Annotated in this window: 15 protein-coding genes; 1 reads left to right on the forward strand and 14 read right to left on the reverse strand. The window is 37.2% G+C overall.

Annotated elements, in window-relative coordinates:
* Positions 1 to 45: 45 nt before the first annotated feature.
* The 14 genes from TS1_RS03335 to TS1_RS03400 form a co-directional block, all read right to left on the reverse strand.
* Positions 46 to 684: a V-type ATP synthase subunit D gene (locus TS1_RS03335; RefSeq protein WP_068707817.1), complete on the reverse strand. Its 639-nt coding sequence runs from the start codon at positions 682 to 684 to the stop codon at positions 46 to 48.
* Complete coding sequence (locus TS1_RS03340) at positions 675 to 2,072, reverse strand: V-type ATP synthase subunit B (RefSeq protein ID WP_068707819.1); 1,398 nt, start codon at positions 2,070 to 2,072, stop codon at positions 675 to 677. Before TS1_RS03340 ends, TS1_RS03335 begins: the two co-directional genes overlap by 10 nt.
* A complete protein-coding gene (locus TS1_RS03345; RefSeq protein WP_068707821.1) occupies positions 2,072 to 3,850 on the reverse strand; it encodes a V-type ATP synthase subunit A in 1,779 nt (592 codons plus the stop codon). Before TS1_RS03345 ends, TS1_RS03340 begins: the two co-directional genes overlap by 1 nt.
* 33 nt (positions 3,851 to 3,883) lie before the next feature.
* Positions 3,884 to 4,198, reverse strand: coding sequence for a V-type ATP synthase subunit F (locus TS1_RS03350; protein WP_068707823.1), 315 nt, complete (start codon positions 4,196 to 4,198; stop codon positions 3,884 to 3,886).
* Positions 4,191 to 5,192, reverse strand: coding sequence for a V-type ATP synthase subunit C (locus TS1_RS03355; protein WP_068707825.1), 1,002 nt, complete (start codon positions 5,190 to 5,192; stop codon positions 4,191 to 4,193). Before TS1_RS03355 ends, TS1_RS03350 begins: the two co-directional genes overlap by 8 nt.
* 11 nt (positions 5,193 to 5,203) lie before the next feature.
* Positions 5,204 to 5,803 (reverse strand): V-type ATP synthase subunit E, encoded by a 600-nt coding sequence (locus TS1_RS03360; RefSeq protein WP_068707827.1) that lies wholly within the window; start codon positions 5,801 to 5,803, stop codon positions 5,204 to 5,206.
* Between the two features lie 10 nt (positions 5,804 to 5,813).
* Positions 5,814 to 6,287 carry a V-type ATP synthase subunit K gene (locus tag TS1_RS03365; RefSeq protein ID WP_068707829.1) on the reverse strand — a complete coding sequence of 158 codons (474 nt, stop codon included), beginning with the start codon at positions 6,285 to 6,287 and terminating at the stop codon, positions 5,814 to 5,816.
* A gap of 3 nt (positions 6,288 to 6,290) precedes the next feature.
* Positions 6,291 to 8,264: a V-type ATP synthase subunit I gene (locus tag TS1_RS03370; protein ID WP_068707831.1), complete on the reverse strand. Its 1,974-nt coding sequence runs from the start codon at positions 8,262 to 8,264 to the stop codon at positions 6,291 to 6,293.
* Entirely contained in the window at positions 8,254 to 8,577 is a 324-nt protein-coding gene (locus TS1_RS03375; protein ID WP_068707833.1) for a hypothetical protein, read from the reverse strand. The genes TS1_RS03370 and TS1_RS03375 overlap by 11 nt, the downstream gene beginning before the upstream one ends.
* Before the next feature lie 85 nt (positions 8,578 to 8,662).
* Positions 8,663 to 9,079 (reverse strand): RrF2 family transcriptional regulator, encoded by a 417-nt coding sequence (locus tag TS1_RS03380; protein ID WP_068707835.1) that lies wholly within the window; start codon positions 9,077 to 9,079, stop codon positions 8,663 to 8,665.
* 211 nt (positions 9,080 to 9,290) lie between these two features.
* Positions 9,291 to 9,995 carry an MgtC/SapB family protein gene (locus TS1_RS03385; RefSeq protein WP_068707837.1) on the reverse strand — a complete coding sequence of 235 codons (705 nt, stop codon included), beginning with the start codon at positions 9,993 to 9,995 and terminating at the stop codon, positions 9,291 to 9,293.
* A 69-nt stretch (positions 9,996 to 10,064) separates the two neighbouring features.
* A complete protein-coding gene (locus tag TS1_RS03390) occupies positions 10,065 to 10,370 on the reverse strand; it encodes a rhodanese-like domain-containing protein (protein ID WP_245610104.1) in 306 nt (101 codons plus the stop codon).
* Between the two features lie 78 nt (positions 10,371 to 10,448).
* Positions 10,449 to 11,144, reverse strand: coding sequence for a YwaF family protein (locus tag TS1_RS03395; RefSeq protein ID WP_068707839.1), 696 nt, complete (start codon positions 11,142 to 11,144; stop codon positions 10,449 to 10,451).
* A gap of 273 nt (positions 11,145 to 11,417) precedes the next feature.
* On the reverse strand, positions 11,418 to 13,373 hold the full coding sequence (locus tag TS1_RS03400; RefSeq protein WP_157061634.1) for a heavy metal translocating P-type ATPase: 1,956 nt from the start codon (positions 13,371 to 13,373) through the stop codon (positions 11,418 to 11,420).
* A 292-nt stretch (positions 13,374 to 13,665) separates the two neighbouring features.
* Between TS1_RS03400 and TS1_RS12640 the strand changes: the two genes are divergently transcribed.
* Positions 13,666 to 13,977, forward strand: coding sequence for a nucleoside deaminase (locus TS1_RS12640; RefSeq protein ID WP_217994579.1), 312 nt, complete (start codon positions 13,666 to 13,668; stop codon positions 13,975 to 13,977).
* Positions 13,978 to 14,117 lie beyond the last annotated feature (140 nt).

A 14,117-nucleotide genomic window follows, 5' to 3' on the forward strand; every position in this document is an offset into this window, starting at 1 on the left:
CAGTCATTGCTTTTATAATAATATACAAGCAATGGCTGTTTTTTGTTAATCTTCTGCTTCAATCACATCGATGGATTTCATCAAACGTGTCAAAGTAGCTCGTTCACTTTCATCTAACGTCCGTTCGATGTAGTCGATGGTTTCTTCTAATTGAGGAATCATCATATATTCTAACGCGTTTACCCGACGGCGAGTCCGTTCGATTTCGTCGGCCATCATCTGACAAGATTTTTCAATTTCAGCTAGTTTAAGCATTTTTGGCAAAATAGAACTTAAATGATTTAATGCAAGATCTAATTCACTAGTGGTTGCCATAAAGCCATAAGAAAAGCGATCTTCTGATTGCTCATCATCATAAATCTCATTTAACACTGGCATTTCAATATTCATCACTGTTCTACTTTGTACATCCAAGGTGATTTTATCTAGAGGTATTGCAAAAGCCTCTTCTAAAACATAATCAGCCATACTGCTAGAAGCAAGAACATAATCTTGCATTCCTTTTTGCAGAGTTTCTTCCATTTCTTTTCGCAGGTCTTGATTTTGCTTTACTAACTTAGTAAATTGACGGACAAGTTCGTCTTGCTTGTCTTTTAAGAGTTTGTGTCCTCTTGTCGCAGTGGATAACCGTGTTTGTAGTCGGTTCATTTCCATACGAGTCGGGTTTACATTCATTATTGCCATAGTTCATCCAACTCCTCTTGGTTTGGGAGAAATTCTTCGATGTCTTCTTCTTTAATTCGGCTCAACTCTTCTTTTGGCAATGTAGCTAACAGTTTCCAACCTAAATCTAAAGAATCTTCGATGCTACGGTTAGTATTAAACCCTTGGTTCACGTATTTTTCTTCAAATAAATCTGCAAAGCGGGCAAACTTCTTGTCTGAGTCAGATAATGCTGCTTCCCCTAACACCGTTGATAGTTCTTTGGCATCTTTACCATCGGCATAAGCAGAATAGATTTGATTCATTGTAGAAGAATGGTCCCTTCTAGTTTTTCCTTCTCCAGTTCCTTTATCTTTCAAACGGGATAAGCTTGGTAAAATATCGATCGGCGGATCAATATTCCGTTTTTCCAAATCACGAGATAATATAATTTGTCCTTCAGTAATATAACCAGTCAAGTCAGGGATTGGATGTGTCTTATCATTGTTAGGCATGGTCAAAATGGGAATCTGCGTAATGGAACCTTCACGATCCATTAACCGTCCCGCTCTTTCATAAATAGTTGCCAAATTCGTATATAGGTAGCCAGGATAACCACCACGACCGGGAACTTCGCGTCGTGCCGCTGAAACTTCACGTAAAGCTTCACAATAGTTTGTCATATCTGTCATAATTACCAGCACATGCATCCCTTTTTCAAAGGCTAAATATTCAGCCGCAGTCAATGCAACTTTCGGCGTTGCAATCCGTTCAATCGCCGGATCATCTGCCAAGTTCAAAAACATCACTGATCGATCAATGGCGCCTGTTTTGCGAAATTCATTGATGAAAAATTCCGATTCTTCAAAAGGAATACCAATCGCAGCAAAGACGATCGCAAAATTACTCTCTTGTCCCGGAACAGTTGCTTGTCGCGCAATTTGCGCTGCAATTTCTTTGTGAGGTAAACCAGAAGCAGAAAATATTGGTAATTTTTGCCCTCTGACTAACGTATTTAAATGGTCAATCGTTGAGATTCCCGTTTGAATAAACTCGTCTGGATAATCCCGGGCCATTGGATTGATCGCTTCCCCGTTTACATCTAATCTTTTTTCGGGCAGAATTTTAGGTCCATCATCGATCGGTTCTCCTAGACCATCAAAAATACGGCCCATCATATCGGTAGAAACCCCTAATGTCTGGCCTCTTCCTAAAAACCGAACACGACTGTCGGAGGCACCTAAATTGTTAGTTCCTTCAAAAATCTGAACTACAGCTCTATCTCCTGAGATTTCTAAGACTTGACCTTGTCGTATTTCACCTGAGTCTGTACGTATCTCAACGAGCTCATCGTATTTTACACCTTCAACGCCTTCGACCATCATCAAAGGCCCCGAGATTTCTGATATGGAACGATACTCTTTTAACATCAATCCATTCCTCCTTTCTCAACGATTTCTTGAATCGTTTGATCAATATCTTGGTGAATTGTCTCTAGTTTGTCTAATTCTTCTTCTGAAATATATTTACTACGAGCGATCCGTTCTCTTAATTGAGTGGTCCCTTCCATGATTTCATTGTAATAAGCGCCTAACTTAATTGCCTCTTGCATTTTGTCATGCAAAGATAAGATATTGCGCAGTAAACGATATTGTTTTGTTCTTGATGTGTAAGTATCCACATCATCAAAAGCGTTTTGTTGTAAGTAATCCTGACGTAATGAACGTGCAGTGTTCATTGTCACTCGATCTTTTTGCGAAAGAGAATCTACCCCAACTAATTGCACAATTTCGTTTAAGCGGCTTTCTTCTTGCAATAAAGCCATCGCTTTATCCACCATTTTAGACCAGTTGCTATCCAAAACGGAATTCATATAATCTTTTAGCTGGTCATCATACAATGAGTAAGACTCGGTCCAACTAATTGCCGGAAAGTGTCGTTTTTGTGATAAGGAAGCATCCAAGTCCCAAAATACTTTTACAATCCGCAAGGTATTTTGTGTCACTGGTTCAGAAATATCTCCTCCAGCAGGAGAAACAGCTCCAATAGCCGTAATACTACCTTCACGCTCTTCATCATCGCCTAACACAGAAAATTTACCAGCCCGCTCATAATATTCAGCAATCCGGCTCCCTAGATAAGCAGGGTAACCTTCATCGCCTGGAATTTCTTGTAAACGACCACTCATTTCACGCAAGGCTTCGGCCCAACGGGAAGTTGAATCTGCCATAATAGCTACACTATAGCCCATGTCCTTATAATATTCAGCTATCGTAATTCCTGTATAAATCGAAGCCTCACGTGCAGAAACGGGCATATTTGAAGTATTAGCAATCAATACTGTCCGTTGCATAATCGATTCTCCTGTCTGCGGATCGATCAACTCAGGAAATTCATCAATAACATCTTTCATTTCATTCCCGCGTTCACCACAACCAACATAGACCACAATATCCACATCTGCCCATTTAGCAATTTGGTGTTGTACAATTGTTTTTCCAGCACCAAATGGACCTGGGACAGCTGCTGAGCCGCCTTTTGCAACAGGAAAGAATGTATCAATTACGCGTTGACCTGTTACTAAAGGTTCGCCGGGAGTCATTTTTGTTTTATAAGGCCGCGGCGTACGAATCGGCCATTTTTGTGTCATTGTAACCTTGAACTCGCCACTATCTGTTTCTAATACACAGATGGGTTCTGTGATGGTGTAATTACCTGCTTTTATCTCTTTAATAGTTCCTGTGACATTATTAGGAACCATTATACGATGTTCGATTGCTTTGGTTTCTTGTACGACTCCTAATATATCTCCGGCAGCCACTTGCTGACCTTCTGATTTTTTAGGCACAAATGTCCACTCTTTTTCTTTATTAAGCGGATCAATTTCTGTTCCTCTTTCTAAAAAGTCACTATCTGTTTGCTTCATAAATGTATCTAAAGGTCGTTGGATCCCATCAAACATTTGGCTTAAAAGGCCAGGTGCCAGTTCCACTGATAAAGGAGCGCCTGTTGTTTCCACTGGTTCACCAGGACCAATACCAGCCGTTTCTTCGTATACTTGAATGGAAGCTACACCATTGTTTAATTCAATAATTTCTCCGATCAACCCTTTTTCACTTACTTTGCAGATTTCATTGAGTTTCGCTTCTTGTAATCCGCTAGCAGTAACTAAAGGCCCGGAAACTTTTGTAATTTCTCCTATCGCCAAAAAATCTCCTCCTGCCTAACTGCAAATTGCTGTTTAATCATCTAAAATATTCATTCCAATCGCTTTTTCTACGTTTTGCTGAATTCGATCCATCCCAATCCCCAAACTTCCGGTACTACTTGGAATCGGAATAATGGCCGGGGTGGGCTTACTATCATATTGTGCAATTGTATCTTCTAATTGTTCGGCCACACGTTCAGTGATAAAAATGATACCGTAGTCATCCGCCATTGCTTTAATTTGCTGTTTGGCTTCTTCTAAATCAGAAGTAGGAAACACATCAATACCTAAGCCTTTAAAAGGTAAAATTGAATCCTTTCCGCCAAGCATACCAATTTTTTTATACATAACTTTCACGCACCCGACTTTGAAGTATTTCTTCTGGGACCTTATTGATTTTTCCAACTAGAATCATTCTAAGATTCTTAATTTCAGTTTCTTTGGCAAAAAGATAGCCCATAATCGCTTGCGGGCCAAAAGGAACCATTTTCTCTTCTTTTAGCCGCTGCATCAAAAAATTATCCTTATTTAAATCTAATGTGGTTAGTGTCTTTTTTTGGGTGATTTCATCATAACTATCTTCAACCAAATGTTGATAAGGCGTTTGTGCCATATATTCCATGAAGCTTTCTAGCGAGTTGCTGATTTTATCTACCATTTGTTTTGTATCTAAGGTCCCGTCCTTTTGTAAAACAGCACTAACAAAACCTTTTTTTTGCCCCATTAAATAACTTCTAAGTGTAGTGGAAATATTGAATACATCAATATTTCTTTTAACTAACCGCTCGATATTCGAATTATTTACACTTTGGCTAATTTTGACCATTTGATCCCAATAGTAGTTGTCAAAAATAATATCGACTGCTTGAATTTCCTCATAATCTTCCATATATTGGTAAACAGCTTGTATGCATTGGTTCATTATTGGATCTACTTGATCACTCTTTCGAACGTTTACCAAGTTTTTTAATACCGATAAAGGAAGAGTTCCCATCGGTACTAGAAAGTCAGAGAAATCTTCTTGGGTGTATGCCTGTTTAACTAAAATTTTTAAGTTTTGATAATCATACTGCAGCGCCATTAAATCAACGATACTTTTGACAGGCGTCACATTATAAACGAGATCGAATGTCCGTTTTTTCTCAGCTATCAAAACTGACTCAAAATTACGCACTTCATCGTCGTCTTCAATAAAGTCGCCATAAGGAGTCTCTTGTAAAATTGCATAGACCTCTTCTGGTTCTGAGGCAGCCAACATACGGTCAAAAGTATTTTGAGTTAGCAAGCGGCTCTCATAGGTCCGAATTCGAACATTAGCGGTGCTAAATTGAATATCGTTCATTTTGACACCCCTTATTCTTCGTCCTCAAATAATAAGTTTAACAATTCACCGCTTAACTCTTCTTCAGAAGTATTTAAAATTGCCTCAAAAGTAAAATTATACTCGATGTCACCCTGCCGCAACAAAAATCCGCCACGTCTTGGCGCCTTTTTTTCTGACACTGACAGGTTTATTTTCGGAGCAGCTGCTTGTTGCCAAACTTTTTTATTTTCCGGTGTGATATATTTTATACTATCTTGGGCCACAAGCATTTCAACATCGCCTTGTAATTGCACTTGTTTGATATTGGATACTACAAATTGATTAAACTCTTCTTCAGGCAATGCTTTTATTTTCTTTAAACTTTCCGCAAAAAGCTCTTTTAATAACTTCTGTTTAGCAGCTAGCAACTTGCTACGAGCCTTCACATGAATATCTGAAACCTTTAAGCTTAATTCTGAACGAAGCTCTTTTTCATACTGTTTTAAATTGTCTTCTGTTTGCTTTTCAATTTGTTTTTTGCGATATTGTTCATTTTTTTCTATCTCTTGTTTTGCTTGCTTTATATATTGCTCTTTCTTTTTTTGAGCATCTTGGGTAATTTTATCTGTTAAATTTGTGATATCAGACATTTCCTACCTCCTAATTCATCACGAGCAAGAAGGAAATAACAAAGCCTAAAATCCCATACGTTTCCATCATTGCTACATAGACAATTCCTTTTGTCACGTGTTCTGGTTTTTTAGCTAAAATTTGCATTGCTGCAGCAGCTGCACTTCCTTGCCATTTTCCGGCCCAAATTGCTGTAAAGGCGATAGGTAGTGAAGCAACTAACAGATACAAGCCGGTTGCCATTGAGATATCTCCAGACATTTGTAGATAAATCATAAACGAAATAACAAAGCCGTATAACCCTTGAGTCGCCGAAAGTAATTCTAAGATTAACGCCTGACCAAATTTTTCAGGTTGCTCTGCTGTTAGACCTGCCGCAGCTTCTGCTGTCAGGCCAACACCGATTGTTGAACCAATACCGCCGCAAATTGTTGCCACAGCTACTCCTAATGCTGCAAATATCATTCCGCCATTTTCATAAAAGAAACTTATCCAATTCTCCATTTTCTATTTGTCCCCCTGCTGTTGATTTTCTTCTGAGATAACTTGTACATATGATTCATTTGATTTGAACGGCTTAAACGCACGACCGCCGCCGGTATAAAATTTATTGAAAAATTCTAGATATTGTAGACGAATACCATGTACATAGGCACTCAAATAACTTAAGAAAATATTCAATCCATGTAATCCAATAAATAGTACGATACCAATCGTAAATCTGGCGGGCGTTGGCAAATAGCTTAAAATCAGGTTAAATGCTGCACCGATACTACCACCGGCTACGCCTAATGCCATCAAACGTGTATAACTAATCAAATCACTTAAGTAATTTGTTAAATCCATAATCGAATACAAACCAGATCCAATTTTCCCAATCACGGTATTGCCATCAAAACTACCCCCGATAACAATCATGACTAAGCTAATAATTAGGCAAGTGATTCCGACAGACTGTAAAGCTGTTTCTGGAACCAGAACCATTCCTGCCGCAATCATTGCAACGCTTATCAGGAAAAACATCCATGATCCAGCTTGAAATAAGGCTTTAATTTTTGCATTTTCGCGCTGCCACAAAAGATAAAACTTCAATCCTAAACCAACCATAATTTGAATAAAACCAAAAATCATCGACATGACAAGAATCTCTGTAATATCCGAATCTGTCGATAGTAATTGGAAAGAAAATTGCTGTCCAAAAATATTGCCGTAAACGAGTCCCCACATCATGGTCGGAATTGAACCAATTTGGAACATTGTAATGTTTTGTAGCATTCCCGGTTTAAAGTTCAAAAACCGTTTGGCTAAGGCAGCGGCTATAAATAAAAGTAAACCATAACCAAAGTCAGCAACCATTAGCCCGAAGGCTAAAGCATAAAAAGGCATCATAAAAGGCGTAGGGTCTAGTTCCCAATATTTTGGTAAGCTATACATTTCTACTAAGCCTTCAAAAGGTTGAACGAGTTTGTGATTTTTCAGCAAAATCGGTGTATCATCATATTCGTTTTCTTTTACTTCGCTGAATTCTAGAAAATAATCGTCTCCAACTATTTGGCGAATACGCTTATTCAACTGTTCCGTTTGTTTTTCTGGTACCCAGCCGGATAAATTCACTGTATAGTTCGATTCCAATAAATACTGGTTGGAGTTTACTCGCACCAATAAACTATCTAAGTATTCTGCGACTAACCCTAAATTTTCATAATCGTCTTTTTGCGCTTTTAATTGCGCTTTGATTGATTTTTCTTCTTTTGCTAATTTTTGTGATTTTTCCTTGACTTGTTTTAATTCATCGGCTGGTTTATTTTCATAGGGATAATCATATTCTTCAAATCCAGCCGTACGTAGTATGTCTTGTGCCCTCTCATGACTTTCCTTTAGAAAAAGAATCAGAAGATAAGATGTTGTTGATGTTTGGTGTATTGTTTCAAGATAGGAATATTGTAGTTGTCTCATTTTTTCTTTTAGATGGTTAAACTCAGAATTAGGAACTGTGCCTAATAATCCTATCGTTTCACTAAGTGTGTTTAACACAGCAGGATTTTCATCAAAATACTGCCATTTGTTTAACTCATCTTCTTGGGTGGATAGCTCTTGTCTTTCTTGCTCAATCGTACGCAAACGTTTATCTTGTTTCCTTAAATTAGCATAAACGTTTTGCCACTTATAAGTATGAGCATGTTCTGAGAGCTCTTTAAGTGTATAATGACGTAATGGCTGTCGTAGTGCTTGAATCATACCAGGCTTTTCGACATATGTATCCAAAAAGCCACGCGCCCATGATACATTTCCAATTTGGTTTTCAATTTTATCTGCTTCAGGATGCTCTTGCATCTGATTAAAAAAAATATTTGCTTCACGATTATATTTAGCAGCTGAAAACAGTTCTATTTGTTGAAAATCCTGTAGTTGTTCCATTACGGCATCTTGATCACTATGGAAAGTAATCAAATTGAACTTTTGCATTTTTTCAATTGCCATGTTCGTTCACAACCTTATTTATAATAATGCCAAGCGCTTTTTCTCGCATTTCTTGCGAGATTGTCTGCAATTGTTCGACTTTTTTTTGCGTTTGGTCAGATAACGGTCCTTGGATGCTACGAAATTCTTCGTCAAACTTTTCACGAAGTTCTTGTTTGCGTTTTTCTTCGTTGTCATCTTTTTCTTCTTGAAAACGAGCAATTTTTTGATCACTTTTTTCTTGCTCCTTACGCACTTGCTTTTTGGCTTGCTCTAGCATCTCGTCCGCTTGTTCTTCGGTTTTAGCTATTTGTTGGATCGCATCAACGCTCATCTGTCACACTCCTTTTTTTGGTTTTGGGTAGGTAAAGCCCTAAAAAAATCCTCTATTTACACAAAGAGGATATCGAAACGGTCTTTTACTGCATTAACTTAACCAAAGGGTAACCTGCTAATTTATTCAAAAATAATTGCTCGCTTTCATTAAGCAAACCAAACATGTTATCTGCAACTTTTTTTGATTCATCTGAGGATGAAAAAACTTGTTCGGCTAAGTTTCGCAGCTGAATACAAGAATTCTTGCCCTCAATTGCATAATAAACGTCGATCATAAAGATATCTTCAATCGGCTTAGCTAGTCTAAAACCTCCGCCCTTACTTGAGGCTGAAGTAACTACACCGCCTAAAACCAACTTGCGCAATATTTTTTTGAGATACGAATCAGAAACACCTAACTGTTCGCTAATCCGGTAACTTTTCACGGAATTATTCCCTTCTTCTTTTGCTAAAATAAGAAGAATACATACTGCTTCTTCAAGGCTTCTTTTTATTTTCATGACCATTTCTCCTTTTAAGGACAAACAATATCCATTAATAATCTTACCAAAAATAAATAACATCATCAAGGATGACGAATAGTGGTCTAATTTTTTACCTATCCATGAAGACATTGTGAAATAAATATTTAAATATAAAAAAATGAGAAACCATAAAAAAGTGGTTCCTCATTTCTCTAAGAAATCCCTATTTAAAAGACTTTACAACAGATTATACACTGATTAACTGTACACGCACCATATTTTCATGCATAGATAAATCCTCTACCACAGTCTGATAAGATAACGACCGCGGTAGCTCTACAGTATAAATATTGGTGTAAACTCGATTATCTCCTTGTTTTTTTACTTCGAAATCCACATCTTTTACTTCAATATCTTTTTCTTTAAAGTAACCCGCTATAAACTCTTTGGTCGTCGTTTTATGCATAAAGCTAATTTCAATTCTTTTTAAGCTAGGAACATTTATCACTCGTTTAAGCACGGTTAATACCAGCATGATTCCGATAAATCCAACAATTGCAATACGATAATTCCCCATACCAATCGCCAGTCCTAATCCAGCAACTGTCCATAAAGAAGCAGCTGTCGTTAAACCACGGACGACTTGTTTTGTAACAACAATCGTTCCAGCACCTAAAAAGCCAATCCCACTTACGACTTGAGCGATTAGACGGGCTTCATCAGCACGAATGACTCCTGCAAAATCAGGGTTATTTCTAGCGATTTCTAAAGCAGTATGGGTGATCTCTTTTTGAATCATCGCAATAATTGCCGCTCCAATACAAACTAAAATATGTGTACGGATTCCTGCTGGCCGATTTTTAAATTCACGGTCAAATCCAATAAATCCAGAAAATATAACTGCCAACAACATTCGGACACAAATTTCATAGATTGACAAATCGCCTGTCATTCAAACGCCTCCTTCCATTTAAAAAATCCGAATGATTTTCTTAACATTCGGACCTTACTGTTCCCAAAATTATCCATTCATACTTTGCCAAGCATTCATCCCGCCTTGGATGTTAACAACATCATAGCCCAAACTTGCTAAATAGTCACAAGCTCGAAGAGTTCGTACACCAGCTTTGCTGATAACGTAATACGTCTGGTCTTTTTGTAGCTTTTCAGCTTCAGACACAAATTCGCCAATCGGTAAGTTAAGCGCTCCTTCAATATGATTTTTTTCGAAGTCTTCTTTTTCTTGTACGTCTAAGATCGTGATTGCCTCATTTTGTAGTCTGTTTGCTAGTTCTCCTACAGTAATCGACGGATACATAAGATCCATGATAAACGCTCCTTTTATTTCCTTACCCTTTGATAGTAGTCGAAAGCAAATCGTTTGTCAAAAGTTATATGCTTGCAATTAATGACTAGTGACGGTCTTTGCGATAAACTGAAATATTATCCCGATCGTTAAAAATGCCAGACAAACACCAATAAGATTTATAAAAAAATAAGGAAGTTCTGCCATTGTATAGAAAAAGGGACGTTCAACCAAATAAAAATAATTACCTCCGGCCCAGGCATTAAATACTGCGACAGTTGGCAAATAAATTGCAAATGCCACTGAAGCGATTATGGAACCCTTAAACGAAGGAATAAAGCCTACAGTAAAATATCGAACTAGAGGAAATAATAGATTCAAACTATGTAGTAAAACAAAGGTAACTCCCATCACATGTGTAAGCGGCGAGATTTCTATCGGGTAAATAAAAGAGCCGTAAGCAAAAAGTCCCCAAAAGAAAATCAGCTGATCAAGCCAGTCTTTTCGAAGAAAAAATTGAAAGATAATGAGCAGACAGACCAGACGACAGATATGAAGCGGTAATGACTCTGCCAATGTATATTCTCTAATATAAATAAAATAGGTAAAACTTAATCCTCTTTGTAATAAGGCAAGTATTAATGTAGTTAGCATTACAGCTTTTTTGTGGGCCTTTAGCTGATGCCTGAAGCTAACAAGCAAGATAAATAAAATAATAATGATGAAAAGGTACAGAAAATGGTCTTTTCCACCAATAGCTATTTCCGGACGTGCCGCGCTAAAGAACTGTTCCATATGCCCACCTCGCCTGAGTTTTACTTTCCATGAAAATAAGGTCACTTAAAACCTCATTTGCTGTTTTTTTAAACTTATCTAGCACACAATCAATATTTTATACAAAAATAATTTTCACTCTTCATACCGCCGATACTATTTTTATACACCAAATTTACCATTGATACAAGAAAGAAACTTATTTTAAAACCGCTGAAAATGTTGTTTGTTCGACATTTTCAGCGGTTTCTAATATTAAGACAAAACAAGTAACGATACAAAATTAGATACAGATTACGTATTTTTAAAATTTTTAGTTAGGGGAAATAATAAGCGTAAACCATTGAACAATACTAACAGAGTACTTCCTTCATGAGCTAAAACACCAAGGCCAATATTCATCTGACCTATAATATTTAACACGCTCAATAGGACCACAATTCCCATGGCAAAAATAATATTTTCCCAAATAATACGGTTCAGTTTTTTAGCAAGCTTATGTGCATACTCAAATTTTAAAAGGTCATTTTGCATAATAACGGCATCTGCTACATCAATGGCAACGTCTGTCCCATCTCCCATAGCAAATCCAATATCTGCCTTTACTAATGCAGGCGCATCGTTAATGCCATCTCCGATCATTGCTGTTTTTCCAAATCTTGTCTGTAAGGAAGTGATTGCCTCTGCTTTATTTTCCGGCAAAATATTACTGAAAACTTCGTCAATTCCTAAAGCATGGGCAACAGCTTCTCCGGTAGTTTTGGCATCTCCTGTGATCATTATGGTATTTATATCTTGTTCTTTTAAATAAGCAATAGCAGCTGCTGCCTTTTCATCCGCCCGATCCATTAAAGCAATCAAAGCTACAACCTCTTCGTCTTCGCTAAAATAAACGACCGTTTTTCCTGCCGAAGTATATTTTTTGGTTTTCTGCTTGATTTCTTGGCTTACATCGGTAAATAAACTAGGTTTGCCAAGTCTATAATGATGTCCTTTATATTCTCCGATAATCCCTTGCCCAATTTCATTTTTTACAGGCATTTTAAGCCGTTCAACTTTTCCGCAAGCGGTCAATATCGCTGTGGCTAAAGGATGATTTGCACTTTCTTCCATTGTCACGATGATACGTTGCCACTGATTTTGTTTTGTTTCGTCTTTATAAAAAGTATCCGTAACAACAGGTCGCCCTTTTGTCAGGGTCCCCGTTTTATCAAAAGCTACGGCTTTTACATCAGACAAATTGGAAAGGTATGCTCCTCCTTTAAACAAGACCCCTTTTTTCGCTAAATTTGAAACAGCGGATAAGGTAGCTGGCACAGCACTTACTGCAAGTGCACAAGGCGAAGCTGTAATTAATAAAACAATTCCCCGATAAACGCTAACTTGCCAGCTCCACTGAAATAAAATAGGAGCTAATAGGATAAATAAAGGAACGATAAGTAAAACACTTTTAACATAAACCGGCTCAATTTTTTGAATTTTTGTCGCCGCTTTTGGCAGATTATTTTGCGATTGTTCAACTACCTTTAGAATTTTAGCAAATACCGTTTCCGAAGAATCTTTTGTTACTTGCATTGTAAAAGTTCCTTGGCCATTTACTGTACTAGCAAATACGTTTTCTTCTTCAGCTTTTTCTTTTGGCATACTTTCCCCGTTGATAGAAGATTCGTCAATCGTTGTATAGCCTTTTATGATACGACCATCTGCCGCAATTTGATCACCGGGTAAAACTTTCAGCTGATCTCCCACCTTGACTTGTTGCACATCAACTAATTTTGTACTCCCATCTGCTTGTAATAGCCGAGCTTTTGTTGGATTCAATTTTAGCAAACTAGTAATTTCTTTTTTACTTTTTTCTTCAGCAAATTCTTCAAGAAAATGAGCACCGGCAAAAATTAATATAAGTATGGCACTTTCATCAAAACTACCGATCAGCATAGCCCCAACGACAGCTAATGTCATTAATAGATGTACATTTGGTTGAAATGCTTTATTTTTCTTTGTATTAGTTATCGTATCTGCAATACCTTCAACTATAATATGATACCCTGCAAGAACAACTGAAACTACAAAAAGAAGATTAGTAACCGTCACTGAAAAAGGCACTAGAAGGGCAAACAGATAAACGCCGAGGCCGATAAAATACATAGGAATTTCACCATGTAAATGTCCAGCATGTTCATGCTTTTGTGTGTCATGTTCGTTCATTTTATGATGCGTCATTATACTTTTTGTTTTATCCATATTCATGTATCTCCTTTAAACGTACCTTTTTTCAATTCGTAAGCGTTTATATGAATAATTAATCATTTGTTTATATAAAGTTTACATGAATACATGTTCATTTGTCAAGTAAGTTTTTAGATTTTCTTTGTAAGATAAGCTTAAAATAACAAAAATGAGCTTTTTTATAAAACACACTGATTCGTTTTCTTTTATGTTTTATAATAAAGTAAGAGGTAGTTGTTGCTTATTTGTTAATTAGGAGGAAAAACATATGATAGATGAAATAGATAGAAAATATTTAAAGAGATGTGTAGAATTGGCAGAAACCGCTTTAAAAAATGGAGATGCACCCTTCGGCTCAATATTAGTCTCACAAGAAGGAGAAGTTTTATATGAAGGCCATAATGAAATTTCTTCAGGAGATAACACATGCCATCCTGAATTTGCAATCGCCAAATGGGCAGCCAACAACTTAAATGAAACACAACGTCAAAACGCAGTAGTCTACACTTCTGGCGAGCATTGCTCTATGTGCGCTTCAGCTCATGGACTTGTAGGCTTAGGCCGTATCGTCTATGCTAGTTCAACAAAACAGTTAAGTAAGTGGACAAAGGAAATGGGGGGTTGAGAACGGTCGGTTAAAGGGACTTTCGATTCCAGAAGTTATTAATCACACTGAAGTTGATGGTCCTGATGAATTTCTTTCAGAAGAAGTACGCAAATTACAATATAGATACTATAACAAAGAGGTATGAAAAAAGATGGGCG

The organism is Tetragenococcus solitarius NBRC 100494 (assembly GCF_001544195.1).
Taxonomy (GTDB): domain Bacteria; phylum Bacillota; class Bacilli; order Lactobacillales; family Enterococcaceae; genus Tetragenococcus; species Tetragenococcus solitarius.